The 25583-nt window shown below is 73.0% G+C and carries 22 protein-coding genes and 1 tRNA gene; 7 read left to right on the forward strand and 16 right to left on the reverse strand.

Annotation, left to right across the window (positions count from 1 at the left end; translation table 11 throughout):
* Nucleotides 1-32: 32 nt before the first annotated feature.
* Nucleotides 33-698 (reverse strand): TetR family transcriptional regulator, encoded by a 666-nt coding sequence (locus ACIP82_RS23370; RefSeq protein WP_363608092.1) that lies wholly within the window; start codon nt 696-698, stop codon nt 33-35.
* A gap of 220 nt (nt 699-918) precedes the next feature.
* Here ACIP82_RS23370 and ACIP82_RS23375 point away from each other — a divergent pair, with 220 nt between their 5' ends.
* Nucleotides 919-2142 carry an acyl-CoA dehydrogenase family protein gene (locus ACIP82_RS23375; RefSeq protein ID WP_363608091.1) on the forward strand — a complete coding sequence of 408 codons (1224 nt, stop codon included), beginning with the start codon at nt 919-921 and terminating at the stop codon, nt 2140-2142.
* Nucleotides 2143-2240: 98 nt separating this feature from the next.
* Here ACIP82_RS23375 and ACIP82_RS23380 read toward each other — a convergent pair whose 3' ends face one another.
* The 4 genes from ACIP82_RS23380 to ACIP82_RS23395 all read right to left on the reverse strand — a co-directional run bounded on the left by ACIP82_RS23380 (nt 2241) and on the right by ACIP82_RS23395 (nt 4549).
* A complete protein-coding gene (locus tag ACIP82_RS23380; protein WP_363608090.1) occupies nt 2241-2840 on the reverse strand; it encodes a phosphatase PAP2 family protein in 600 nt (199 codons plus the stop codon).
* A gap of 133 nt (nt 2841-2973) precedes the next feature.
* Complete coding sequence (locus ACIP82_RS23385; protein ID WP_363608089.1) at nt 2974-3783, reverse strand: enoyl-CoA hydratase/isomerase family protein; 810 nt, start codon at nt 3781-3783, stop codon at nt 2974-2976.
* A 36-nt stretch (nt 3784-3819) separates the two neighbouring features.
* Nucleotides 3820-3978, reverse strand: coding sequence for a hypothetical protein (locus ACIP82_RS23390; RefSeq protein WP_400655807.1), 159 nt, complete (start codon nt 3976-3978; stop codon nt 3820-3822).
* Between the two features lie 22 nt (nt 3979-4000).
* The gene (locus ACIP82_RS23395; RefSeq protein ID WP_363608087.1) at nt 4001-4549 is read right to left on the reverse strand and encodes a GNAT family protein; all 549 of its coding nucleotides are present in this window, start codon (nt 4547-4549) and stop codon (nt 4001-4003) included.
* Between the two features lie 96 nt (nt 4550-4645).
* Between ACIP82_RS23395 and ACIP82_RS23400 the strand changes: the two genes are divergently transcribed.
* A complete protein-coding gene (locus ACIP82_RS23400) occupies nt 4646-5293 on the forward strand; it encodes a TetR/AcrR family transcriptional regulator (RefSeq protein ID WP_400655810.1) in 648 nt (215 codons plus the stop codon).
* A 491-nt stretch (nt 5294-5784) separates the two neighbouring features.
* On the opposite strand, the gene ACIP82_RS23405 is transcribed toward ACIP82_RS23400, so the two are convergent.
* Nucleotides 5785-5857: transfer RNA gene (locus tag ACIP82_RS23405), tRNA-Arg, on the reverse strand.
* Nucleotides 5858-6359: 502 nt separating this feature from the next.
* Here ACIP82_RS23405 and ACIP82_RS23410 point away from each other — a divergent pair.
* The 5 genes from ACIP82_RS23410 (at nt 6360) to ACIP82_RS23430 (ending at nt 12171) form a co-directional block, all read left to right on the forward strand.
* Nucleotides 6360-7034 (forward strand): single-stranded DNA-binding protein, encoded by a 675-nt coding sequence (locus ACIP82_RS23410; RefSeq protein ID WP_363608085.1) that lies wholly within the window; start codon nt 6360-6362, stop codon nt 7032-7034.
* 452 nt (nt 7035-7486) lie between these two features.
* The gene (locus ACIP82_RS23415) at nt 7487-8842 is read left to right on the forward strand and encodes a Cys-Gln thioester bond-forming surface protein (protein WP_400655813.1); all 1356 of its coding nucleotides are present in this window, start codon (nt 7487-7489) and stop codon (nt 8840-8842) included.
* A gap of 342 nt (nt 8843-9184) precedes the next feature.
* A complete protein-coding gene (ettA, locus tag ACIP82_RS23420; RefSeq protein WP_363608083.1) occupies nt 9185-10849 on the forward strand; it encodes an energy-dependent translational throttle protein EttA in 1665 nt (554 codons plus the stop codon).
* A 109-nt stretch (nt 10850-10958) separates the two neighbouring features.
* A complete protein-coding gene (locus tag ACIP82_RS23425; RefSeq protein WP_363608082.1) occupies nt 10959-11432 on the forward strand; it encodes a thioesterase family protein in 474 nt (157 codons plus the stop codon).
* Nucleotides 11433-11478: 46 nt separating this feature from the next.
* Complete coding sequence (locus ACIP82_RS23430; RefSeq protein WP_363608081.1) at nt 11479-12171, forward strand: hypothetical protein; 693 nt, start codon at nt 11479-11481, stop codon at nt 12169-12171.
* Between the two features lie 54 nt (nt 12172-12225).
* On the opposite strand, the gene ACIP82_RS23435 is transcribed toward ACIP82_RS23430, so the two are convergent.
* The 10 genes from ACIP82_RS23435 to ACIP82_RS23480 form a co-directional block, all read right to left on the reverse strand.
* Nucleotides 12226-12630, reverse strand: coding sequence for a globin (locus ACIP82_RS23435; protein ID WP_400655816.1), 405 nt, complete (start codon nt 12628-12630; stop codon nt 12226-12228).
* Between the two features lie 88 nt (nt 12631-12718).
* Nucleotides 12719-13879, reverse strand: a complete 1161-nt coding sequence (locus tag ACIP82_RS23440) for an ABC transporter permease (protein WP_363608079.1) — start codon at nt 13877-13879, stop codon at nt 12719-12721.
* Entirely contained in the window at nt 13876-14793 is a 918-nt protein-coding gene (locus ACIP82_RS23445; protein ID WP_363608078.1) for an ABC transporter ATP-binding protein, read from the reverse strand. The genes ACIP82_RS23440 and ACIP82_RS23445 overlap by 4 nt, the downstream gene beginning before the upstream one ends.
* Before the next feature lie 131 nt (nt 14794-14924).
* Nucleotides 14925-16253 carry an FHA domain-containing protein gene (locus ACIP82_RS23450; protein WP_400655820.1) on the reverse strand — a complete coding sequence of 443 codons (1329 nt, stop codon included), beginning with the start codon at nt 16251-16253 and terminating at the stop codon, nt 14925-14927.
* A 72-nt stretch (nt 16254-16325) separates the two neighbouring features.
* Nucleotides 16326-17681, reverse strand: coding sequence for a VWA domain-containing protein (locus ACIP82_RS23455; protein WP_400655822.1), 1356 nt, complete (start codon nt 17679-17681; stop codon nt 16326-16328).
* 77 nt (nt 17682-17758) lie between these two features.
* Nucleotides 17759-19054: a PP2C family serine/threonine-protein phosphatase gene (locus tag ACIP82_RS23460; RefSeq protein ID WP_363608075.1), complete on the reverse strand. Its 1296-nt coding sequence runs from the start codon at nt 19052-19054 to the stop codon at nt 17759-17761.
* A gap of 3 nt (nt 19055-19057) precedes the next feature.
* Complete coding sequence (locus tag ACIP82_RS23465; protein WP_400655824.1) at nt 19058-21595, reverse strand: tetratricopeptide repeat protein; 2538 nt, start codon at nt 21593-21595, stop codon at nt 19058-19060.
* A 5-nt stretch (nt 21596-21600) separates the two neighbouring features.
* Entirely contained in the window at nt 21601-23016 is a 1416-nt protein-coding gene (locus ACIP82_RS23470; RefSeq protein WP_363608073.1) for a hypothetical protein, read from the reverse strand.
* 220 nt (nt 23017-23236) lie between these two features.
* Entirely contained in the window at nt 23237-24196 is a 960-nt protein-coding gene (locus ACIP82_RS23475) for a glutamate ABC transporter substrate-binding protein (RefSeq protein WP_363608072.1), read from the reverse strand.
* 16 nt (nt 24197-24212) lie between these two features.
* Nucleotides 24213-25580 carry a hypothetical protein gene (locus tag ACIP82_RS23480; protein WP_363608071.1) on the reverse strand — a complete coding sequence of 456 codons (1368 nt, stop codon included), beginning with the start codon at nt 25578-25580 and terminating at the stop codon, nt 24213-24215.
* Nucleotides 25581-25583: the final 3 nt, after the last annotated feature.

The raw sequence follows: 25583 nt of genomic DNA on the forward strand, positions 1-25583 counted from the left end.
GGCCACCGGTGCCGGGCCACGGGCCGGGGGCCTCAGCGCGGGTCGGACGCCGGCGCGGCGGGATCGGGGGCCGGTGCGGTGGGCGGGACGGCGGTCGGCAGGTCGGCGGCCGCGGCCAGCCGGCCCCAGAGCAGGTCGGCGAGCGCCTGGACCATCCGGGGGCGTGAGCAGGGCCGGGACTCCAGCCACCAGTCGCCGGCCGCCAGCACCATGCCGGTGATGCCCCGGCCCCAGGCCTCGGCGAGCAGGTCGCGGTCGGGGCCGAGGTCCACCTGGCTCCGCACGGCCCCGGTGATCTCCTCCGCGATCTGCCGCAGGGCCGGGGCGAGCGCGTTGCCCGCGCCGCCCGGGTCGCCGGGCTCGGGGTGGGTGAGCAGCCGGTAGACCTGAGGGCGGGCCTCGATGCCGGCCAGGTAGGTGTCCAGTACGTGTTCGACCCGGTCCCGGCGCTCCAGCGGTTCGGTGAGTGCGGCCCGGACGGCGGCCAGCAGACTGCGGGTGTGGCGCTCGGTCAGGGCCCGGATCAGCCCGTTCCGGTCGCCGAAGTGGCGGTAGAGGATCGGTTTGGTGATCCCCGCCTCGGCGGCGATGGCGTTCATGCTGGCGGCCGGCCCGTCGCGCCGGATCACCCGGTCGGCGGCGTTGAGCAGTTGCTCGCGGCGCGGCTCGCCGGGGTTGGCGGGGGCGGCGGATGGCATACGGGGGCTCCTGGCTGGTCCGGGCGGGGGCGTTGACACGTGTTGCCCATCAGTAGCAGACTCCGGCGATGTTACCGCCGGTAACACCGGCCCGACACCGTTTCGGCGCCCGCTCCCCGGGGGCCGCTCGCCGGCGCCCGTTCCCCGGGCCCGCCGCGGGTGCCGCCGCAGACCCTCCCGCACCGTCCGGACCCCCTCGACCCCTTCGACCGGAGGCACCATGGGCACCTTCTCGCTGGACCCGGGCGCGGACCAGCTCGCCGTACGCGACTGGCTGCACGGCTTCGCCGCCGACGTGATGCGGCCCGCCGCGGCCGAGTGGGACGAACGCGAGGAGACCCCCTGGCCGATCATCCAGGAGGCCGCCAGGCTGGGCATCTACTCCCCGGACTTCTACGCCCAGCAGTACTTCGACCCCTCCGGCGTGGGCATCCCGATCGCCATGGAGGAACTGTTCTGGGGCGACGCGGGCATCGGCCTCGCCATCGTCGGCACCACGCTGGCCGCCGTCGCGGTGCTCGCCAACGGCACCGACGAGCAGATCGGCACCTGGGCGCCGCAGATGTTCGGCACGCCGGGCGACGTCAAGGTCGCCGCGTTCTGCTCCTCCGAGCCGGACGCCGGCTCCGACGTCTCCGCGCTGCGCACCCGCGCCGTCTACGACGAGGCCAAGGACGAGTGGGTGCTGAACGGCACCAAGACCTGGGCCACCAACGGCGGGATCGCCGCCGTCCACGTGGTGGTGGCCACCGTCGATCCGCGGCTCGGCGCGCGCGGGCAGGCGTCCTTCGTCGTCCCGCCGGGTACGCCCGGGCTGAGTCAGGGCCAGAAGTTCAAGAAGCACGGCATCCGCGCCTCGCACACCGCGGAGGTCGTCCTGGACGGTGTCCGGGTGCCCGGCCACTGCCTGCTCGGTGGCCGGGAGAAGCTGACGGAGCGGCTGGCCCGGGCCCGCGAGGGCGCCCGGAAGGGCGGCGGCCGGGGAAACGCCGCGATGGCCACCTTCGAGGCCTCCCGCCCGGCGGTCGGCGCGCAGGCGATCGGCATCGCCCGGGCCGCGTACGAGGTGGCGCTCGACTACGCGAAGACCCGGGTGCAGTTCGGCCGTCCGATCATCGACAACCAGGGTGTGGCCTTCCAACTGGCCGACATGAGGACCCGGATCGACGCCTCCCGGCTGCTGGTCTGGCGGGCGTCCTGGATGGCGGCCACCAACCAGCCGTTCACCTCGGCCGAGGGTTCGATGTCCAAGCTGTACGCGGGTGAGACCGCCAAGTGGGTCACCGCGCAGGCGATGCAGATCCTCGGGGGCAACGGGTTCACCCGGGAGTACCCGGTGGAGCGGATGCACCGGGACAGCGCGATCTACTCGATCTTCGAGGGGACCAGCGAGATCCAGCGGCTGGTGATCGCCCGGGCGATCTCCGGCCTGCCGATTCGGTGACCGGTCGCGAAGCGGTTCGGGCGGGTGGTTCGGGTGGGTGATCGCGCGGGTGACTCCGGGTGGTCTCGGGCGGCCACGGGTGGCCGCTCCGGCAGCTGTTACCGGGCGGCCCAGAAGGTGAGTCCGGCGGTCAGGGCACCCACCGCCGCGCCGGCGACGGTCTGCGCGGCGGTGTGGTCCCGCAGCACCACGCGGGACCAGCCGATCAGTGCGACCACCGGGGCGAGCAGCAGCCACCAGGGGCCGAGCGCGACGGCCAGGCAGACCACCGCGCCGCCGGCGACGGCGGTGTGGATGGAGACCTTCCACCAGACGGTGATCACCAGGATCGGGACCAGTGAGGCGAACATCGCCAGCACCATCGCGGTCAGGTCGGCGGGCGCGTCCAGCCAGAGCATCACCGCGAGGCTGGTCAGCACCGACAGCATGATGAACGGGATCACCACCAGGCGCCGCTGCCGGTGGCCGACGTGCCGGTCCTCCAGGGTGCCCTTGCGGATGCCGCGCTGGATGAACAGGGTCGGGACGACCGCCGCGAACAGCGCGGCGAACGCCGCCCAGCCGAGGCCCTTCCAGCCGTAGCGCAGCACGCCCAGCAGCGGCAGCATCGCGATGATCACGTTCTTCGGCTCGACGCCGTCGGTGACTCGCCGGGCCCAGGTCGTCCTGGTCGTCGGCTCGGTCGTCGGCTCGGCCATCGGGGTGCGTGCTCCAGGCGGGATCGGGTGCGGGGTGGTCGGATGATCGTAATGTCCCGATGCCCGATGCCCGATGCCCGGAAGCCGGGGCGAGGGGCCCGGGGCGAGGCCGTTCGGAACCGGCGGAGGTCGATCAGAACCGGGGCGGGCGGCCCTCCAGGAAGGCGGCGAGGCCCTCGCGGACGTCCCCGGCCTCGCGGGACCGCCGCTCCCAGGGCTCCAGGGCGGCCGCGGCGTGCTCCGGCGGCACCGCCAGCGCGGCCTTGACGGCGCCGATCGTCTGCGCCGAGCGCCGGGTCAGCAGCCGGGCGAACTCCAGTGCGGCGGCGTCCAGTTCGGCGCCCGGCGCGACCCGGTCGGCGAGGCCGATCGCGGCGCTGTCCCGCCCGGTCACCAACTCCCCGGAGAACAGCAGGTACTTCGCCCGGGCCGGGCCGACCAGCCGGGCCAGCCGCAGGGTCGGCACCGCCGGGTAGACCACGCCGAGCTTGGCCGGGGTGATGCCCAGCCGGGCGTCCTCGGCGACGAAGCGCAGGTCGCAGGCGACGGCCAGCTGGCAGCCTCCGCCGACGCAGGCGCCGTGCACCACCGCGACGGTGGGGTGCGGAAAGGCGGCCAGCGCCTCCTCGGCGGCGACGTTGACGGCGTGGTAGTCGTCGGCCCGGTCCGGGTCGGCGTAGACCTCGACGAGTTCGGCGATGTCCGCGCCCGCGCTGAAGGTTCCGCCCGCCCCGGTGACCAGCAGGGCGCGGACGCCCGGTTGTTCGGCGAGCCGGAGCAGGACCTTGGGCAGCGCCTGCCAGATGGCCAGGGTGACGGCGTTGCGCCGGTGCGGGCGGGCGAACTCCAGGACGGCCACGCCGTCCTCGCCGGTGAAGGCGTTGAGGCCCTCGACCTGGGTCGGGAACGGGGAGCGGTCCCGCGTGAGCGGCGGCCGGGCCATGCGTACCTCCGGGAGATCGTGGTGGGGCCCACTCTCTCAGGGCGTGGCGGCGCAGTGGTCGCCGAGCCCCCGTTCGATCAGGGCGAAGGCGCGCAGGACGTTCTCGGTGGCCTCGGGCCGGACGCCGGACGCCGGACGCCGGACGCCGGACGCCGGACGCCGGGCGGGTGCGGCGGGGCCCGGTGGTGCGTCCACCGGGCCCCGTCCGGGGTCGGCGTCAGCCCGCGGGCTTCCACTCGGGGGCCAGGATCGACCAGACCTCCTTGTTGTGGCGGACCCCGTTGTGCAGGAAGAACTCCCGCAGCGTGCCGTCCAGCTTCATGCCCATGCGCTGGGCGACCGCCCGGCTGCGGGCGTTGGCCGAGCTGCTGTACCACTCGACGCGGTGCAGGCCCCGGGTGCCGAAGGCGTAGTCGATCAGATGGCGGACGGCGGCGCCGACCAGACCCCGGCCCTCGCCCGCGGGTTCCGTCCAGACCCCGATCTCGCAGTTGCCCGCGTCGGCGCTGAAGTGCACGAACATCACGCCACCGACCAGCGTGCCGTCCAGCCAGATGCCGTAGATCCGGCCGGTGTCGGCGGCCTGCCTGTCGGCGTAGCCCTGGAGGGTGGCGCGGGCCGAGTCGAGGTCGGTGGAGCGGGAGGCCCAGGGGATCCAGGGGTCGGTGTGGGCGCGGGCCCGGTCGATGTGGGCCAGGAACTCGGCCGCCTGCCACGGCTCCAGCGGGCGCAGTTCGGCGTTCTCGGCGAGCGGTACGGCAAACACGGGCGGGCCTTTCGGAGCGAGGGTCGGGGTGCGGCCGGAGTGCGAACCGGTTGAGTCATATATACATAACAAACGTTTGGTACGTAAGATAGCGGCATGACGCCAGCCCGTGGAGACCATGCCGCCCGCCGCCTGGAAGTCTCCGAAGCGGTCTGGCGGGTGCTGTCGGCCCATGGCTTCGAAGGTCTGACGCTGCGTGCGGTGGCCGCCGAAATGGGCGCCTCCACCGGGCTGTTGACGCACTACTTCGCCAACAAGCGGGCCCTGGTGGCGTATGCGCTCGACGTGCTGGACCGGCGGTCCGGCGAGCGCCCGCGCCGCGCCGCCCCGGTGGACGGCCCCCCGCCGCCGGCCGGGCTGGCCCGGCTGCGGGCGGCGCTGCTGGACGTCCTGCCGCTGGACGAGGCGGCCGTGGCGGGCAACCGGATCTGGGTCGGCTCCTGGGACGTGGCGCTGGCCGACCCCGAGCTGGCGGCCGCGCACGCCGGCCGCTACGGGCGCTCACGGGAGGCGCTGGCGGGGCACATCACGGACGCCCAGCGGCTCGGCGAGCTGCCGGCCGGCGCGGACGCGGCGCGGCTCGCGGCGGGCGCGCAGGCCTTCGTGCTGGGGCTGGTGGTCCAGGCACTGTTCGCCCCGGGGGAGTTCCCGGCCGAGCGGCAGACCGCGTTGCTGGACGGCTATCTGGCCTGTCTGCCGACGGCGGCGGACCCGGCGGACCCGGCGGTTGCGACGGCGGGTTGAGCGGGGCGGTGCCCGCTTCGTGGTGTGCTGCCGGGCGGGGAGGAACCGTGGTGTCATCCACCGGCCGCTCGGGGGCGGTTCTCGGGCTGCGGAATGCCAGGTGCGCATTTCCGTCCCGAGGCCCGCTCGGGGAGGTCGGTGATGTGAGCTTCGCTGTGTTCGCGGCGAATGTCCTCCGGTACCCCGGGTGCGGGTGTTCCGCTTCTCCGTCGTGCATATGCCAGCAGAAAGTGAGCGGGCTGCGACGCCTCGTGTTCGCTGATTTCACCGAGTGTCCGCGGGTGGGTTCCGGGCGTGCGGGGATCGGACCCGGGAGGTAATGGGAGAGTCGGGCGGAACGGGCGGGGGGATTCGGTGAAACCGGCGCCGGCGTTGCTGTGCGGTCACGCTGGGTAGTGATGGCCAATTTGCCCGGGCGGTTGGTGTCCAACCGCCGCGTATTGGGCCAAAGTGCCGAACGCCTGGCGACTTCCCAGGTGAGAGGTGAGGTGTGCCCCCAGCAGGATTCGAACCTGCGACCTACCGCTTAGAAGGCGGGTGCTCTATCCGCTGAGCTATGGGGGCGGGACGGGCGGCGCCCTGGCGGGCGTGACCGTTGCCGGGGTCGGGCGACGGGCGCGTGCTGCGCCCGCTGTCCGGCCCCGTGCCTGAGGGTGCGGGTGGGGGTTGGCGGACCCTTGCCCTGTCGGGGACAGGATAAGGGTGTCCAGTTCCTCGGCCGGGTGTAACAACACCGTCGCGGGTGTGTCGGCTTCGGTGGAGCGGTCCGATAATCGCAGGTGAAGGCCGTGAGTGCAGCGGTCTGGCGGCCTTCCGTGCCGGACGTTGTGCAGTCGTTACGGGGCTGCCGCCCCACCCGTTATGGATTCGGCACGGAGAAAGTGTCGCGGCCAACGCGGGTGGGGGGTCGTATTCGGGTTCGTTCGGTCGGATGACGTGCGCGGACGGTGGAGTGAACCACCCTTCGGGGTGTGCGGTCGGGGCGGGAAGCGGCCGGTTTCTTGTCATGGCCGCGCGGAAGTGGGTGTGAAGCGGACTCTTGAAGGGCTCAAATTCACTCCTGCGAGTGACCCCGGTTTTCCACAGGCCCGAGTTGTCCACAGGATTTCCGATCTCGCTGGCGTTGATTTCCGGGGAAGAGCACTCTCAACTCGCGCCGATCGATTCCGTACGGTGCATCGCGGAGAACGGAGAGTGTTCTGTGAACGAGACCCAGGTGACGGTGATCGGCAATGTCGCGACCGAGGTGAGTTACGCCGAGACGGCCGGCGGTGTCCCGATGGCCAACTTCCGGCTGGCGTCGACGGAGCGCCGTTACGACCGGCAGAAGGACGGCTGGGTGGACGGCGAGACCCAGTGGGTGACGGTGACGGCCTGGCGTGCGCTGGCGGTGCATCTGATCGGCTCTCTCGCCAAGGGTGATCCGGTGGTGGTGAACGGTCGGCTGAGGGTGCGTGAGTGGACCGAAGGGGAGGCACGGCGCAGCAGGGTCGAGATCGACGCCCGGTCGGTCGGACACGATCTCACTCGCGGCACCACGGTCTTCCGCTGGTCGTCGGGGGTCAGGGGCGAGTCCGTGGGCGGTGCCGGGCCGGCGGCCGGTGTGCTCGTCGGGGAGGCCGTGCCGGGCTGGATCGCGGACGCGCTGGAGGCGCGAAAGGCGTCGGCGATGGCGTCGGTGACGGGCACCCAGGTGGCCGACGAGGGGAATGGGGGTGGCGAGCAGGCTGCCCTGATCTGACCGGCGGGTGATCTTAACTGTCGACAAATATGTTGATCGAGACGGTTGTTGTGCCCGCACGCGCAATCCCGGATCGGTTTACCGAAAGATCCAGACTTTCTGGCTGAGCGTCAGCTTGTGTGGAAGCTGGGAGTGTTGATAACGATACAGATACGGAATCGTCCTGATTTCGCATGGGGGTTTGCGCGCCTCCTGGACTCAATAGGATTCGTCTGGTTCACACACATGCGGCTGCGTCACAGGGGGCGCGGCAATGCAAGGCGGGCTGCCCATCGGCATGGCCCGGCCCGGAGGGATCCCAGATGTTCCACAGGCAGGGGCGGAGTCTTCCGCGCGTCACCACTGTCATGCTCACGACCAGCTTGGTGCTGGGCGGAAGCCTGCTCGCGGCCGGTGCGGCGGCTGCGGCTGACGCGCCCGGTGCGGGCGTCACGGCTGTCATTCAGCCGACGATGACGAGTGAGGAGATCGCCATCGAGGGCGGTCACTCCATACAGGGCGGTCTGTTCACGCTCAAGACGGCCAACGGTGTGATCCAGACGTACTGCATCGACATCGACCACCCGGTCAACATCACCAGCGGGGTGGAGTACCAGGAGTCGGACTGGAAGTCGAGCTCGCTCGGCCGCAAGGAGAAGGCGCAGGACGCCGCCAAGATCCGCTGGATCCTGGAGAACTCCTACCCGCAGGTGACGGACCTCAAGAAGCTCGCCACGGACGCCGGCGTCCAGGGCGAGCTCACCAAGGAGGACGCCGCCGCCGGCACCCAGGCCGCGATCTGGCGCTTCTCGGACGGCAAGAACGCCATCCCGAAGGACTCGCAGGCCAAGCAACTGCGCGACTACCTGGTCAGCGAGAAGAACAAGGGCATCGCCGCCGAGCCCAAGCCCTCGCTGAGCCTCACCCCGGACTCGGCGTCGGGCAAGCCGGGCAACAAGCTCGGCCCGTTCACCATCAACTCCAGCGCCTCCGAGGTGAAGCTGGCGCTGTCCGGCGACGCCGCGGACAAGGTGAAGCTGGTCGACAAGGACGGCAAGCCGGTCACCGGCCTGACCGGTCCGGTCGCCAAGGACACCCAGCTGTTCCTGGACGTGCCCGCGGGCACCCCGGACGGCGCGGCCACCGTCACGGCCGCGGCCGACACCGTGGTGCCCAGCGGCCGGGTCTTCCTCAGCAAGGGCTACACCCCCGAGAAGCACAGCCAGACCATGATCCTGGCCGGTTCCACCAAGCTCAGCGTCACCGACGCGGCCAAGGGCTCCTGGAAGCAGGGCAAGGGCGCGCTGCTGGACAGCACCGCCCAGGTCGAGTGCGACTCCAACGGCGTCCGGGTCACCGTGACCAACGGTGGTGACGAGGCGGCCACCGTCACGGTGAAGCCGGGCAAGTCGCTCACCGTGCAGCCGGGCAAGGCCGAGAGCGTCGTCGTCCCGGTCGCGGAGGACACCGCCTACGACATCACCGTCACCGGCCCGAACGGCTTCAGCAAGGAGTTCAAGGGCATCCTGGACTGCAAGGTCTCCAGCGTGACCCCGCCGACCTCCAGCCCGTCGGCCACCCCGGTCCCGACCGGCACCCCGACCGGCACCCCCAGCGGTACGCCGTCGGCCGCCCCCAGCACCGCGGCCGGGCAGCCGACTCCGGCCGGCAGCAGCTCGGCCCCCGGCACCACCGGTGACCTGGCCCAGACCGGTGGTAACGACGCCACCCCGATGATCGCCGCCGCCGCCGGCGGTCTGGTCGTGGCCGGCGGTGCCGCGGTCTTCGTCCTGCGCCGTCGCGGCCGCCACGGTCGCAGCGCCGCCTGAGGCCGCTGAGGCACTGAGGCTGCCGGCCCACTGAGGCAGCCGGGGCGCCGAGAGCGCCCGAACGCCACCGGCGCCGGACGCCGAAGGCGGCTGTACTCCCGGCCCGGCTCCCCGCACCTGTTGCGGGGGGCCGGGCCGCTTCGCGTCCGGGGCGCCCCGCCGTCATGCCCGTCCCTGCCCTCGCGCAGCCGCGTCCGCCGCCCCTGCCCTCGCGCAGCCGTGTCCGGTGGCCCGGGCGGATACCCCGGTGGGGCAGCCGGGGCGGTTCGGGGCTCCCGGCGGGTGCGGCACAATGGAAGGCTGCAAGCCGAATTACTCCCGACGACGCCGGAGCGATCTCACGTGGCGGAATACATCTACACGATGCGCAAGGTACGCAAGGCGCACGGAGACAAGGTCATCCTTGACGACGTGACGCTCAGCTTCCTCCCCGGAGCGAAGATCGGCGTCGTGGGCCCCAACGGCGCGGGTAAGTCCACCGTGCTGAAGATGATGGCCGGTCTGGAGCAGCCCTCCAACGGCGACGCCTTCCTCTCGCCCGGTTACACCGTCGGCATGCTGCTCCAGGAGCCGCCGCTCGACGAGACCAAGACCGTCCTGGAGAACGTCGAGGACGGCGTCAAGGAGATCAAGGGGAAGCTCAACCGCTTCAACGAGATCGCCGAGCTGATGGCCACCGACTACTCGGACGCGCTGCTCGACGAGATGGGCAAGCTCCAGGAGGATCTGGACCACGCCAACGCCTGGGACCTCGACGCCCAGCTGGAGCAGGCCATGGACGCGCTGGGCTGCCCGCCCGGCGACTGGGCCGTCACCAAGCTCTCCGGTGGCGAGAAGCGCCGCGTGGCGCTCTGCAAGCTGCTGCTGGAGGCCCCCGACCTGCTGCTGCTCGACGAGCCCACCAACCACCTGGACGCCGAGTCGGTGAACTGGCTGGAGCAGCACCTGGCCAAGTACGCCGGCACCGTCGTCGCCGTCACCCACGACCGGTACTTCCTGGACAACGTGGCCGGCTGGATCCTGGAGCTCGACCGCGGCCGCGCCATCGGCTACGAGGGCAACTACTCCACCTATCTGGAGAGCAAGCAGTCGCGCCTCAAGGTCGAGGGCCAGAAGGACGCCAAGCGCGCCAAGCGGCTCCGCGAGGAGCTGGAGTGGGTCCGCTCCAACGCCAAGGGCCGCCAGGCGAAGTCCAAGGCCCGTCTGGCCCGCTACGAGGAGATGGCGGCCGAGGCCGACAAGATGCGGAAGCTGGACTTCGAGGAGATCCAGATCCCGCCGGGCCCGCGTCTGGGCAGCATCGTCATCGAGGTGGAGAACCTCTCGAAGGCGTTCGGTGACAAGATCCTCATCGACGACCTGAGCTTCACCCTGCCGCGCAACGGCATCGTCGGCATCATCGGCCCGAACGGCGCCGGCAAGACCACGCTGTTCAAGATGCTCCAGGACCTGGAGACCCCGGACTCCGGCAAGGTCAAGGTCGGCGAGACGGTCAAGATCAGCTACGTCGACCAGACCCGCGCCAACATCGACCCGAAGAAGACGCTCTGGGAGGTCGTCTCCGACGGCCTGGACTGGATCAACGTCGGCCAGGTCGAGATGCCGTCCCGCGCCTACGTCTCGGCGTTCGGCTTCAAGGGCCCGGACCAGCAGAAGCCGGCCGGCGTGCTCTCCGGTGGTGAGCGCAACCGCCTGAACCTGGCGCTCACCCTCAAGCAGGGCGGCAACCTGCTGCTCCTCGACGAGCCGACCAACGACCTGGACGTCGAGACGCTCTCCTCGCTGGAGAACGCGCTGCTGGAGTTCCCCGGCTGCGCCGTGGTCATCTCCCACGACCGCTGGTTCCTGGACCGAGTGGCCACCCACATCCTCGCCTACGAGGGCGAGAGCAAGTGGTTCTGGTTCGAGGGCAACTTCGAGTCGTACGAGAAGAACAAGATCGAGCGGCTGGGCGCCGACGCCGCCCGTCCGCACCGGGCCACCTACAAGAAGCTGACCCGAGGCTGACATCCAGCTGTCACAACGGCCCGGCAGACTGCCCTCCGGGGCGGCCTGCCGGGCCGCGGCCCGCCGCCACAGCCGTCCGGCGGGTCAACGGACGTCGAGGAGAACACTCGTGGCACGCCACATCTACGCCTGCCCGCTGCGCTGGTCCGACATGGACGCCTTCGGGCACGTCAACAACGTGGTCTTCCTGCGGTACCTGGAGGAGGCCCGGATCGACTTCATGTTCACCCAGGCCGCCGCGGCCGGGGCGGGGGAGTTCGCGGGCGGTTCGGTGGTGGCCCGCCACGAGATCGACTACAAGCGCCCGCTGGTGCACCGGCCCGAGCCGGTCACCATCGAGACCTGGGTGACCAGGATCGGCGGCGCCTCGCTGACGGTCTCGTACGAGATCAAGGACACCGCCGAGGACGGCACCGAGACGGTGTACGTCCGGGCGTCCACCGTGGTCGTCCCCTACGACCTGGCCGAGGGCCGGCCGCGCCGGATCAGCCCGGTGGAGCGGGAGTTCCTCACGCGCTTCATGGACGACCGCAGCATGGACGACCGCAGCCCGGCCGGGGAGACGGCCGGCGCGGCCGCCTGAGCATCCGCTCCACCACCGACGACCTGACGATTCGAGCTGACGAGCGTTGACCACCACCGCCCCCCTCGCCCTCGCCGACGCCGGGGAGGCCGCCGACCTGGCCGCCTTCCTGGTCCGCCTGCTGCGCTTCGACAAGGCGGCGGCGGTGCGGTTGCAGGCGGTGGCCCGGCCCGGGGCCGACAGTGTGCTGGCGGTCTTCGGACGGCTGCCGCTGGGTGGTTCGGGCGCGCTGGCGATCCGCACCGCGCGGCTGACCGCGCTCGCCGCGCCCGTCGACCGCACCGTCTCGGCGGGCCAGTTGCTGGACGGTGTGAACGGCGAGGCGAACACCGTCACGCTGCCCGCGCCCGTCACCGGCCCGGCCTGGGCGGGTCTGCTGCCGCCGCGCTCCGGCTGGCGGCCGGCCGGTGAGCCCCCCGTTGACGAGGTGTACCCCGAACTGATGGCCGGCGTGAGGGAGTTCCGCGAGCGTAGCGAGGCCGTTCCGGAGCACCACCGGACCCGTGCGGTGCTGGACGCGCTCGCCGACGAGATCTGGTCCCGGCCGGTCGCCGCCCTGCCCGAACTGCCGCTGCGCGCCGTGCACGCGGCCTATGTGATCGGCTTCCTCAAGCCGGCCGTCCCGCTCACCGTGCACCGGGCCGGCGGCTGGCTCCGGCTGAGCGCCCCGGCCGGATCGGTGGCGGTCCGTACGGCGGCCGCGCCGGGCGCGGGTCTGGGGCTCAGCCCGGTCCGGTAGGACCGGACCCGGCGCGACCCGACCCGTCGCGTTCCGGGCGGCAGGCCGGGCCGGTCAGCCCTCGGTGTTGATCATCGAGGCGGCGGCGTAGACGAGATAGTCCCAGAGCTGGCGCTCGGCGTCGGCCGGCAGGGTCAGTTCGTCCACGGCGGTCCGCATGTGCTTCAGCCAGGCGTCGTGCGCCGCGCGGTCCACCTTGAACGGCACGTGCCGCATCCGCAGCCGCGGGTGGCCGCGCTGTTCGCTGTAGGTGCGGGGGCCGCCCCAGTACTGCATCAGGAACAGGGCGAAGCGCTCCTCGGCGGGCCCGAGGTCCTCCTCGGGGTACATCGGCCGCAGCAACTCGTCCTCGGCGACGCCCTGGTAGAAACGGTGCACCAGTCGACGGAAGGTCGGTTCGCCGCCGACCTGCTCGAAGAACGTCTCCTCGCTGAGCGTGCCACGCCGGATCTCTTTCACCCGACCATGGTCGCAGACGCCGACGGGGTCGTACACCGGGACTTCCGGCCTACGACCCCGTGCGGGACCCCTCGACGGGGAGCGGCTGCTACGCGTCCTCCCAGCGGAACAACCGCCCGGCGATCGCGGTGAGCACGGCGGCGAAGGCCAGCAGCCCGCCCATCGTCGGCAGCGCGTCCATCACGCCGCCGCCCCGGGAGAGCACCGACTGCGCCGCGCTGACCAGGTGCTTCAGCGGTAGTACCTCGGAGAAGGTCTTCAGCCAGCCGGGCATGTTGTCGGCCGGGAAGAACGAGCCGGACAGGAACGACATCGGCAGCACGATGATCTGCGAGATGCCGTTGGCCGCCTCCTCGGTCTTGGCGACCGACCCGGCCAGCAGGCCGATCGACATGAAGGCGATCGTGGCGCACACCACCAGCGGGATGATCAGCCACCAGTCTCCGGTGAGCTTCAGCCCGAAGAACGGGGTGGTGGCGACCGCGATGAAGACGGCCGTCTGGACGAGCGCGGTCAGCACCGAGACCGCGATCCGGGAGGCCACGATCGACCCGGCGCTGACCGGGGCCAGCCGCAGGCGCCGCAGGACCTTCTTCTGCCGCCAGGAGACCAGGGTCAGTGAAGCACTGAACACCGCACCGGTGGCCACCGCCCAGCCGAGCAGGCCGGGAGTGAGGAATTGGATCGGCTTCAGCGAGTTGTCCTCGACCTGGCTCGCGTCCAGCACGAAGGCCGGCGGTTTGCCGGTGGCGGCCTGGTTGGCCTGCTGGACCACCGAGTTGACGATGCCCTGGACGGAGCCGGCGCGGACCTGGTCGGCCGCGCTGAAGCGCAGTACCACCTTGCCGTCCGGCCCCTCCTTGATCATCGCGTCCAGGTCGCCCTTGCGGACCTTGTCCAGCGCGGCGGCCTCGTCGTCGCTGCGGTTGATCGTCAGGACCTTCTCCAGTTGGGCCCGGCCGTCGCCCTGCACCGAGTCCAGGATCTGGACCGCGCCGACCTGGACGACCTTGGCGTGCGGGCTGGTGGCGCCCTTGAGCAGGGTGCCGAGCAGCAGCAGGAACATCAACGGGAAGAGGATCACGAAGAAGACGGCGGCGCGGTCCCGGACGAAGGAGACCAGCATCACCCGCGAGAGACTCCCGAAGGCGCTGACCCGCTCGCGTTCCGGCGTTCCGGCGGGGCCGCCGGCCGGGGCCTGGGCCCGCTGCGCGGGCACTGCGGTGGCCTGGGTGCGGTCGGCGCTCATGCGCGGTACTCCCGTCCGGTGAGCTGGAGGAAGACGTCCTCCAGGGTGGCGCCGCGCACTTCGAGGCCGCGCAACGCGTTGCGCTCGGCCAGTACGGAGAGCACCGGGGCCGGGAGCCGGGTGGAGACGGAGAGCGAGACACCGTCGTCCTCGATCGAGGCGATCTCGGCACCGGCCGCCGCGAGCAGTTCGCGGGCGGTGTCGGCGCTCAGCAGGCCGGACTCCACGCTGACCCGCACGGTGTCGTCGATCTCCCGGACCAGGGCGGCCGGGGCGCCGGTCCTGAGGATCCTCCCGTGGTCCATCACCGAGACGCGGTCGCAGAGCACCTCCGCCTCGTCCAGGTAGTGGGTGGTGAGCACGACCGTGCGGCCCTCGGAGTTGATGCCCCGCAGCAGGTCCCAGAGGTTGCGGCGGGCCTGTGGGTCGAGGCCGGTGGTGGGTTCGTCCAGGAAGACGAGCTCCGGGTCGTGGGCCAGCGCGCAGGCGATGGAGAGTCGCTGGGCCTGGCCGCCGGACATCTTGTCGGTCATCACCGCGGCCGACTCGGCCAGGCCGACCCGCTCCAGCATCGCGTCGGCGCGCTTGGGGCCGACGCCGTAGAAGGAGGCGAAGGTGCGGATCGTCTCGCGTGCCGTCAGTTTGTTGAAGAAGGCCGAAGCCTGGAACTGCACGCCGATGCGCGGCAGCAGCTTCGGATTACGCGGCCAGGGAGCCATCCCCAGCAGCTCGATCCGGCCCTCGTCGGGTTTGCGGATTCCCTCCAGGATCTCCAGCGTGGTCGTCTTCCCGGCGCCGTTCGGGCCCAGGATCCCGTAGAACTCGCCGACCTCGACGGTGAGTGACACTCCGTCGACGGCTTGTACGTCCCCGTACCGCTGACGGATTCCGTCGGCGGATATAGCAGCAGTCATACATCCTGACCCTACGGGTATTCAGGAACGCCGTGCAGGTGGAGCACGGTCTTTGGGAGATCATTTTGCCTGGGGCGGTAATACGCCCGGACCGAGCGGTGGTTGACGACCGCTCGGCCCGGGACGGAGGTTCAGGCGCGGTGCAGGGTGATGGTGGTCCACGCTCCGATGTGGATCCGGTCGCCGTCGTTCAGCGGGATCGCGGTGTGCGGGGCGATCGGTTCGGCGCCGCCGTTCACCGTGGTGCCGTTGGTGGAGTCCTGGTCGACCAGCACCCAGCTGCCGTCCGCCTGTTCGGCGAGCAGCGCGTGCTGGTGCGAGGCGCCCGGGTCCTCCGGCGGTACCGACAGGTCGATCTCCGGTACGGTGCCGCGGTGCTGGCTTCGCCGGCCGATCCGCAGCTGGCCGCGACCGGTGATCGGAATGCGCCGCTCGGGGCAGTACGGCGGGAAGAACAGGCCCGCCGCCTCCGGGCCACTGCGGGCCATCATGTCGGTGAAGTAGTCGCGGTCGGCCGAGACCACCGCGAGCCAGTTGGACCGCACCGGCTCGGGCCGGCCGGGGTGCCCTGGTTGGCCGGGGTGGCCCAGCGGGGGCTGCTGCTGGACCTGCGGCGGCACCGGCGGGGCCAGGTTGAACGAGGTGCCGAACTCCTCGCCGCGACCGGTCGGGCCCGGCTGGGCGTAGACCGGGCCGGAGTCCTCGCGGGGCGGGTCCTCCTGGTACGGCGAGCCGTGCGCGGGTGCGGGCGCCTGCTGCCCGTTGGCGGGCTGGGGCGGCGGGTAGCCGTAGCCGGACGGCGCGCCGCTGTGGGGGCCCTGCGGGTGCTGCGGCTGCGGTGGCTGCTGCAACTGCGGCTGGTGCTGGGCCTGTTGGTGCTGGCCGTGTTGGTGCTGGCCGTGTTGGTGCTGGCTGTGCTGGGGCTGGGCGTGCGACAGCTGGCCGTGCTGGGGCTGCTGGTGCGGGGCCGGCTGCTGCTGTCCCTGGCCGCCGGGCTGCGGGCTGCCGCCGTACGCGGCCGGGATGTTCAGCGGGGCGGGCCCGGCCGCCTGCCCGGGGATGCCGCCGTCGGCCGTGGGCTGGCGGTGCGAGGGCGCGGAGAGGTCGTAGTCGTACCCGCACTCCTCGCAGAACCGGCCGGTCTGCGGGCTGCGGCAGATCGGGCAGACCACCAGGCCCTCGGTGAGCTCCGGGTAGCCCTGCGTGGCGGGGGGCGGTACCGCGCCGGGCGCCACCGGTCCGCCGAACGGCGCTCCGCCGTGACCGCCGGGCGCCCCGTGGGAGCTGTGGGAGCCGTAGCCGCCGGGGGCCGCGTGCCCTCCGGGCGTCCCAGGGATCCCGTGCGCGCCCGGGAGAGTGCCGGGCGGCGGCGGGATCGGTGGCGGTGGTGTCATCGGGAAGCCGCAGAAGTCGCACCAGTCCTCGGCCTGCGACTCATGGCCCCTCGGGCAGATCGGCATCAGGTCCCCCCTCAATTCCAGCCAGCTGGGGCAGCGTCAGGCCGGGCTCGGGCCCGGTCACGTCCTCACCGGTCACTTCTTCACACGTACGGTCTTGGTCGACCGGGTCTCAAGGGTCATCGAGTCGGCCTCGCTCACGTCCTTACGGAACCGAACCGTACCCTCCTTGGGGTCGACCACGTCCACCACCTTCTGGAGCAGTTTGAAGGTGCCCTCGTTGCCGGTCGCGTGGGCGATCCGGACGGCGGCGCCGAGCTTCGCGGTGGCGCGGTCCACGTCCCCGGCCCGGTGGGCCTCCAGCCCCTCCTGGATGGAGGAGGCCAGTTCGGCCTGCCCGGTGTAGTGGGCCACCTGCGGGCTGATCCGGGTGGACGAGGCCAGGTCGTCCGTCCAGACCGCCTTGACCAGGCCCTGGGTCAGCACCTCGGGCCCGCCGCCGGCCTGCGGCGGCAGGACCAGGCTGACCCGGGCGGCGAGCATCTCGTTGCCGACGGCGGCGGCCGGGACCTCCACGCAGACGTGGTAGTCGCGGCTCTCGTCGCCCCAGGAGCCGGTGGGATAGTCGCCCGCGCGGGGGCCGGCCTCCGCGCGGCGGCCGGTCAGGTCCTCCACCGAGGGAGCGACCTGCTTGACGAACTTGACCACCGCGTTGGCCGGCGTCCAGATCCGCAGCGCGACGTCGGCGACCTGCTTGCCCATCGCGCCGGCCATCATCGAGCGGAAGTCCTCGGCGAGGCCGGACGGTTCGGCGACGATGTCGACGGTGCCGAGCAGCGCGGAGGAGATCTTGCGCAGCTCGTCCACCTTCCAGTCGGTGCCCACGCCTCGGCAGTCGGCGGTGAAGTGGCCGGTCACCCGCTCGATGGCGCGGTCCAGGTCGGCCGCCGACTCGTGCTCGTTGTTGCCGTCGGTCAGCAGGATGGCGTGCCGGATGGCGATGTCGCGGCGGCTGAGGAAGAGCTTGTCGGCCTTGGCCAGCCAGGTGCCCATGGCGGTGCCGCCGGCCGCGTTGAGCCGGCGCAGCGCCTCTCTGGCCCGGGCGCGGGTGGCCTCGGAGGCGATCGCGAGGGTGCCGTCCCCGGGATAGATGTCGCGGGCCTCGTGGGTGCCGGCCACCACGGCGAAGGCGACGCCGTCGCGGACGGTGTCGATGGCGGCGGCGGTGGCCTCCCGGGCGCCGCGCATCTTGCTGGCCGGGTAGTCCATCGAGCCGGAGCAGTCCACCATGATCACCACGGCGGCGGACTGGTTGCCCGCGCCCTGCGACCCCGCGTCGGACACTCCCAGCGGACGGCCGCCGGACGTGCCGCCGCCGGTCGCGGTGACGGTGACGATGGCGTTCACCTCGCGGGCGCCGTCCGCGAGGAACTCGTTCTGGAAGATGTCCACGTCGAACCTGGGCAGGTTCGGCTTCGCCAGTGTTGCCATGGGCCGGTGGCTCCCGTCGGGTGGTCGAAGGTGCGAAACGGTCGGTGGGGGCGGGTGGGGCCGGGGCGGCGCGTGCGTCAGGCCGTCGGCGGGTGCGGCGGTCGCGGGGGGACGACCGGCGGTGCGGCGGGCGGCGCGGCGGGCGGCAGGGGCGCGGCGGGCGAGCCGATCACCGGCAGGTCGGGGAGGGTCGGGTCGTGTTCCTCCTCGGGGCCCTCCGGTGCGGCGCCGATCACCGGCAGGTCCAGCGCGGTCGCCGTCCGGGCGTCCTCCCCGGTGTCCTCCCCGCCGGCGGGCCCGGCGGCCGGCCCGGTGGTCGGGTCGATCGGCAGGACGGCGACGGTGATGTTGTCGTGCCCGCCGGCCGCGACCGCGAACTTCACCAGGGTCTGCGCCGCGGCGAGCGGTTCGGCGCGGGCGTCCTGGCGGACGAAGTAGGCCAGGTCGGTGGCGGCCTCGGCGTAGTTCCAGAGGCCGTCGGTGCAGATCAGCAGCACACCGGGGACGTGCGGGGTGAAGTCCAGGGTGTGCGGGACGACCTCCTCGGCGTCCGCGCCGAGCCAGCCGGTGATGGCGTGGGCGCGCGGGTCGGCGTAGGCCTCGGCCTCGGCCATCAGCCCGGCCTCGACCATCCGGGCGGCCCAGGAGTCGTCCTGGGTGAGCCGGAACGGCTCGGCGCAGGCCCGGTCGTCCGGGATCCAGTAGGCCCGGGTGTCGCCGACCCAGCCGATGGTGACCCGGCCGCCGGACGCTATCGCGCTGACGTAGGTGCAGGCGGGCGCGTTGAGGTCGGGCCGGGTGGGCGAGGCGCCGTCCACGGCGAGGTCGGCGACGGCCTTGGCGGCGTCGGCGATCGCCTGGCGCATCGCCGCGTTGGGCTCGTGGCCGGCCTCCAGCGCGGTGAGCAGCGACTCGGAGGCGGTGTCGACGGCGGTCTCGGACGCCTCGTCGGGCCGGTCGGAGGAGGAGACCCCGTCGCAGACCACGGCCACCACGACCGGCTCGCCACCGGGCAGCGAGGTGGCGGCGACGGTGAAGGAGTCCTCGTTGCGGTGGTGGCGCACGCCCCGGTCGCTGACCCCGGCGACGCCCGCGAGGGACTTCTCCATGTGGTCGCGCGGGCGGGGCTGGGCGCCGCCGCAGGCCTCGCAGTAGCCGTCGGTGGTGACCTGCGGCACGCCGCAGTGCACGCAGACCGGAGCGCTCTGCGCCGGGACGGTCGGCGGGTGGTCCTCACCGCGGGCGGCGGACCAGCTGGCGGGCATCGCGCCCGGGGCCGGGCGGCCGTCCCGGCCGGCCCCGCAGGAGCCGCAGAAGACGTCCTCCGGATCCAGCGGCTCGGAACAGCTCGGGCACACGGTCTGCTGTGGCATTGGCTACACCCACGTCCTGGGGCGGGCACGGTTGGCCCGCTCCACCATCTCGATCCTGGTCTCGGCCCGGTCGGCCAACCGGGCGAGTACCCGGTAGGACTGCTCCAGTGCGAACCGCAGTTCCCGTTCGACGGCCGGCCGTCCCAGTACGGTGACCTCGCCGGCCGACCGGGCCTGGCCGCCCTCTCCGGGAGAGCCGGCCGTCACCCAGCCGAGCGCGGCGCCGAGCACCTCCACGGCGAGCTCCTCGCGGCGGCGGTCGTCCAGGCGCAGCGCGGTCAGCTGCGCGGAGCTCGCGCCGAGGTCGGCGCCGAGCGGGTCGGTGGCGGGCCGTTCGCGCAGCCGGGCCCGGACGGCGGCGATCCGGGCGGCGGTGAACTGGCTGGAGGTGGCCGGCACCGACTCCAGGACGGCGACGGCGCCCGGCCGGTCGAGGTCCCCGAGCCGGACCCGGGCCAGCCCGAAGGCGGCGCTCAGGTAGGCCTGGTCGGTGCTCCACACCAGCCGGTAGAACTCGGCCGAGTCGCCGCCGGAGCCGAGGAGTTCGGCGCAGATGGCGAGGGCCAGCTTCGGGGCGCTCTCGCCGGGGAAGGCGTCGTAGACGGCGTCGAAGGCCTCGGCGGCGGCGCGTACGCCGCCCGGGTCGGGGGCCCGGTCCGCCGCGGTGGCGGAGCCGGCCAGGGCGGTCAGGCCGCGGTACCAGACCACCCGCCAGTCGTCGGGGTGGTCGTTCTCCAGAGCGGTCAGGGCGTCCGCGGCCTCGCGGTGCCGGCCGAGTTCCAGCTGGGCGCGCAGCTCGCGCAGCCGTCGCTCGACGGAGTCGGCGGGCGCGCCGGCCAGGGCGGTCAGCGCCTCCTCGGGGTCGGCCCCGAGCAGGGTGGCGAGGAAGCCGGCGTTGGGGTCGGCGGGGTCGACCCGGGGGGCGGGCAGCGCCAGCGCGGCGGCGGCCGGGTCGAGGGCGGCCACCCGCAGCTCGCCGGGTACGGTGCCGGGCAGTACCAGCTCGGTGTCGACCACCCGCAGCTCCGGGCCGAACAGGGTGGAGAGGGCGGGGCGCGGCCGGCCGTCCTGGAGCGCCAGCACCTCGCGCAGCACGCCGGTGAGCTGGTCGGCCATCTCCTCGGCGGAGGCGAACCGGCGGGCCGGGTCCGGGTCGGTGGCACGGACCAGGAAGCGGTAGTACGACTCGTACGCGGCGAAGACCGGTACGGCCTCGGACCCGGGCAGGGAGTGGCGGTAGGTGGTGCTGTAGCCCTGGAAGTCGAAGGTGAGCACCGCGAGGGTGCGGGCCACGGTGTAGAGGTCGGAGGCGGGGGAGGGGCCGTCGGTGGCGATCTCGGGGGCCTGGTAGCCGATGGTGCCGTAGATCGGGCCGTCGTCGTCCAGGTGGCGGACCGCGCCCATGTCGATGATCTTGAGCGCGTCGCCGCTCTGGATCACGTTGTCGATCTTGAAGTCGCAGTACACCAGGCCCCGGCTGTGCAGGTACCCGAGTGCGGGCAGCGCCTCCAGCGCGTACGCGATCGCCTGCTCCACCGGCAGCGGCTCGCGGTGGCCGTCCGGCGTGCGGCGATCGTTGGCGATGTCCTTGAGCGACTTGCCGCCGACGTACTCCATGACGATGTAGCCGTCGGTGGAGCCGGTGCGCAGGTCCGGGTGCTCGGCGAAGTTGATGATGCGGACGATGTTCGGGTGGTCCACCTCGGCCAGGAAGCGCCGCTCCGCGACGGCCACCGCGAGCGCGTCCTCGTCCCCGGTGTCCAGCAGGCCCTTCAGCACCACCCACTTGTCGTTGACCCGCCGGTCCACCGCCAGGTAGATCCAGCCGAGCCCGCCGTGCGCCAGACAGCCCACCACCTCGTACTGCCCGCCGACCAGGTCCCCCCGGCGCAGCTTGGGCGTGAACGAGTACGGCGTGCCGCACTTGGTGCAGAAGCCCTCCGGGCGGCCCGGGCGGCCGTTCTTCTCCCGGCCCACCGGGGTGTCGCACTTGGAGCAGAACCGCTTGCGCTCCGGCACCTCGGGGTTGGCCAGCACGGCCTGCGCCGGGTTGGCGTCCGGGACGCTCGGCACCGTCACCAGGCCGGCGCCGAGCCGGCTGCGGGTGCCCGCGCTGACGCTGCCCCGGCTGCTGCGCACCGACACCGAGCGGCCGCTGCCGGTCCGGGTGGAGCGGTGCGAGCGGGAGCGGCCGGACATCGTGTGGGACGAGCCGGAGCCGGCCCGGGACGAGCCGCTCCGCCCGGAGTCGGGGGCGACCCGGGCCGAGGGCAGGTACGGCTGGGTGAGCCCGGTGTCGCCGCCGGGGGCGGTGAGGCCGCACTCGTCGCAGTAGCCGTCGTCGTCGATCGTCCCGGCGCAGTCGCGCGGGCAGGGCGAACCCGGGCCCGCGGCGGTGGCCGGGGTGCCCGCCGGGCTGCCGGAGGCGGCGGTCTTCACCGAGGACGCGCCCGCCGGTGCGAGCCCGCACTCGTCGCAGTAGCCGTCCTCGTCGATCGTCCCGCCGCCGGTGCACTCCGGCCGCTCGCACGCTTCGCCCATGAACCTCAGCCCCCCTGAACCTGTCCGTCGACCGGCGCCCCGCCGGCCTCTCCCTGCACGGCCTCTCCTTGCGCGGCCCCGCCGGCTCCGGCCCCACCCGCTCCGGGCCCGTCCTGCTCCGACGCGTCCGGGGTGGGCCGCAGCGACTGCTGGAAGCGGGCCACCGCGGCGGCCGCCGCCCGCAGGTCGCAGGGCGCGCTCCAGAGCAGCCAGCGCGCCTTCTCGTAGCGCTCGACCACTTCCGGGTCCTCGGCGACCCGAAGCCGGGCCGCCATCGCCTTGTACGCGTCCAGCCGTCCGCGCAGCTCGGCCCGGACGGCCAGCGGCTGGGTCACCTCGGTGAGCGACTGCCGGGCCCGGCCCAGCTCCTTGGCGGCGGCGTCCTCCAGGGCGTCCAGCAGCGGTGCCAGCCGGTACCACTGGCCGCTCTGGCGCAACTCCAGTGCCAGCACGATCCGTTCGCGCAGCGCCGAGGCCGGGCCCGGCACCGCGGGCACCTCGGTGGCCGCTATCTTCGCCAGCACCTCGCCGCGCGCCCGGCGGGCCTCCGCCAGCGTGGCGTCCGCCCGTTGCAGCAGCTCGCCGACGCCCTGCAGCCGCTCCTCGGCGTCGTCGCGCAGCCGCAGCATGTTCTCCAGCTCCAGCCGGACGCCGTCCAGCGCCCGCCCGGCCCGGTCGAACCGTTCGGTGTCCACCATTCCGGAGGGGGTGGCCAGCGCGGTGCCGTCCGGAGTGGTGCCGCGCTGGGCGGGCACCCGGGCCGGTCGCCAGAGCGCCAGCGGGTCGCTGCGGACCTCGGCCCGCAGCTCCGTCAGATCGGCGTCCAGCCCGACCAGGTCGTCGGCGAGCGGGTGGTGGCCGGTGCGGACGCCGAGCGAACCGGCCAGGTTCCGTACCCGGTGCAGCTCGGCCAGCAGCAGGTCGATCCGGGCCGGCAGCGCGGACCAGACGGCGTCGGCGGCGCTCACCACCTCCAGCACGGTGGCGTACCAGGAGTTCATCCGCACCATCAGCGCGTCCAGGCTGACCCGCTCGACCAGCCTGGCGGGTGCGCCGAGCAGCTGCGGGCCGTCCGGCAGCGCACCGCCGGGCACGGTGACCGCCTCGCCGGTCAGCAGCTCGCTCAGTTCGGCGAGTTCGGGCGTGCCGGGCCTGGCCTTGCGGGCGCGCACCGCGCGGGCGGAGGCCAGGGCCTCCGAGTAGCGGTCGAACAGCGCCCAGAGCAGCGGCAGGCCCTGCCCGGCGACCGTCCAGCGCTCCTGGGTGCGGCCGGCCAGCTCGGCGCCGTCGAGCAGGCGCAGACCGGGATGGTCCTGGAGCGAGAGCAGGGCCGACTCGACCGCGTCGCGCTCCGCGCCGAGGCGCGCCAGCGCGCGGTCCACCTCCTCCCGGCTCAGCACCGGGCCAGCAGATGCTGCCAACGCCGTGTCCTTCCTGTCTGGTGTCGCTCGCTGTGCCGTCCGGTGCCGCTCGCTGCGGTGTCCGCCGTGGTGTCCGCCGCGCTGTCCGGGTCCCTCCGCTCCGGTCGTCGGCCGCACCGCGACCGTCCCGACCCTAGCCGGTGGCCCGGAGGACGGGCCGGGCGCGGGCCGTCAGGACGCCCTCATCGGCGCGCCTCGCACCGATCCGGTCGGGCGCCGCTCAGCGGGCCTGCTCCTTCGGCCAGTAGTGGTCGGCGTCGTTCAGCATGTACGGCTTGAGCCAGCGGTCGTAGCCCGCCCGCCAGGCGCCGCCGGAGTGGTAGTCGGCGAGTACCTGGTTCACCCGGGCCGTCAGGTCGGTGCTGTTCTTCAGCATCGCGATGCCCATGACGGCCGGCCGGACCTCGCCGTCCACCACCCGGACGGTCTGGTCCTGGGCCGCCTGGCTCGCCGCGAGGCCGTCGTCGGTCATGGTCGCGTCGATCTTGCCGAGCTGCATCAGCACCAGGCAGTCCAGGTGGTTCTCCACCGTGACGATCTTCCCGACCTTCGGGCGGGCCTTCAGCTCGTCCTCCGCCGAGGAGCTCGACGCGGCGCAGACGGTCTTGCCGTTCACCGCCTCGTCTATGGTCCTGGCCGGCGACGACTTCGGCACCAGCACCCGCTGGCTGGTGGTGAAGTACGGCTTGGAGAAGGCGACCTGGTCCAGCCGGTCGCAGGTGATCGTCATGGTCCGGACGATCAGGTCGACCCGGCCCTCCTGGATGAACTTGATCCGCTCGGCGGTCGGCACCGCCTTGAGGGTCACCTTCTCCGGGTCGCCCATGAGGGCCGTGCCGATCGCCTTGGCGAGGTCGATGTCGAAGCCCTCGATCTGACCGGTGTTCGGGTTGCGCGCGCCCCAGCGGTAGCTGTTCTGGTCCACGCCGATCACCAGGCTGCGCCGGGCCTTGATCGCCTTCACCGCCGGGCCGTCCTCGGTGCTCGCCGGCACGCTCTTGTAGACGTCGCAGTCGGCCTGCGGCTGCTGCGGCGCCTGTTCTGCCCGGGGTGCCCGCTGCCCCGCGGCCGCCGCCGGCAGCACGGCGCCCTGCGGGGCGCCCGCGCCCAGCACCGCCGCGCAGGACGCCAGCAGCGCCACCGCCGTCACCGACCGGGCCCGTACGTTTCCCTTGCGCATGATGTCCGTTCCCCCTCTACCGGTACTCGGCCAGTCGCCGGCCGAGGCCGCGCGCCGCCGCCACGGCCGCCACCAGGGCCAGCAGCGCCACCGCCACGGCGGCGGTGCGCAGGTCCCCGTCGATGCCCTCGGCCGCCTGCCGGAACTCCTTCAGCTCGATCCCGGCGGCGTTGGCCAGCCCCTGGTCGGCGGCGCTGAACGAGGCGTCGGCGCTCTTCGGCACGTCCGCCTCCTTGACCGTCACCGTGGCGTCCAGCGCGCCCTGGTAGTCCGCGTCGACGTTCTCCAGCCTGCTCGCCGCGGCGTGCCGGTCGTACCACTCCTCGTACCGCGTCCTGGCGTCCCCGATGGCCGGGGACGCGTCCGGCGGGGCCAGCCGCAGCGCCGTCACCAGCGTGCCGCCGCGGGGGAGATCCCCGTCGCCCTCCTTGCGGCTCTCCAGGTGCTCGGTCGTCGTCGTCCACAGGTCCGCGTACGTGGTGCTCGAACCCCGGGCGACGAAGTGCAGGTTCTCCGCCAGCCGGGCGGTCAGCACGTCCACCCGGGCCGCGTTGAGTGCCCGCAGCGGGGCCGCGCCCCTGGACTCGCTGCGCGCCAGGCCGTTGTGCGCGTCCAGCCCCGCGACCGTCAGCCAGAGCGCCCCGGCCAGCACGGCGGCGGTCGCGCCGAGCAGACCGGGGTTGAACACCCGGTTGGTGCGCCGGAACAGCCTGATCTGCACCCAGACCAGCGCGCCCAGGGTCACCACGCCCAGCCCGTACGCCGCCCACGGCACGGCCTTGGCCTCGGCGAAGTCGTCCGCCAGCTCCTGGTTCTCGGCGGCGGTCAGCTGGGCGGCGGCCGGCAGCAGCACCGTCCGCATCTGGTCGGAGGCGTACCGCAGATAGGCGCCGCCGAGCGGGAAGCCCTGCCGGTTGTCCGCCCGGGCGGCCTCCACCAGACCGGCGTAGACCGGCACCTGCTGGTTGAGCGTGGTGAGCCAGCCCTGGGCGGGGGAGGAGGCGGTGGTCCGCGCCGCGGCCTCGGTGATCAGCCGGGAGGCCGTCGCCAGGTCCTGCTCGTACCGGTCCCGGACGGCCTTCGGCTCCGCACCGGCCAGCAGGAAGCCGGTGGCCGCCGTGGTGTCCGCGTCGGCCAGCGAGCGGTGGATGTCGGCGGCCGCCTGGCTCAGCGGCTGGCTGTACGAGACCACCCGTTCCGCCGCCTGCGCACGGGAGTTGACCTGCCAGGCGGTGAGCGCGCCGAACGCCACGGTGAGCACGGCCAGCAGGGCCCCGGCCAGCCGCAGCCGGCCCGGCGCCGTTCCGGTGGCCCGGCCGAGCCGGGCGCGCAGCCCGGTGGCCGGGACCGCCGCCGCCGGGCCGCCGGGCGGTACCGGCACCACCGC

This window comes from Kitasatospora sp. NPDC088548 (genome assembly GCF_044753005.1).
Classification (GTDB): domain Bacteria; phylum Actinomycetota; class Actinomycetes; order Streptomycetales; family Streptomycetaceae; genus Kitasatospora.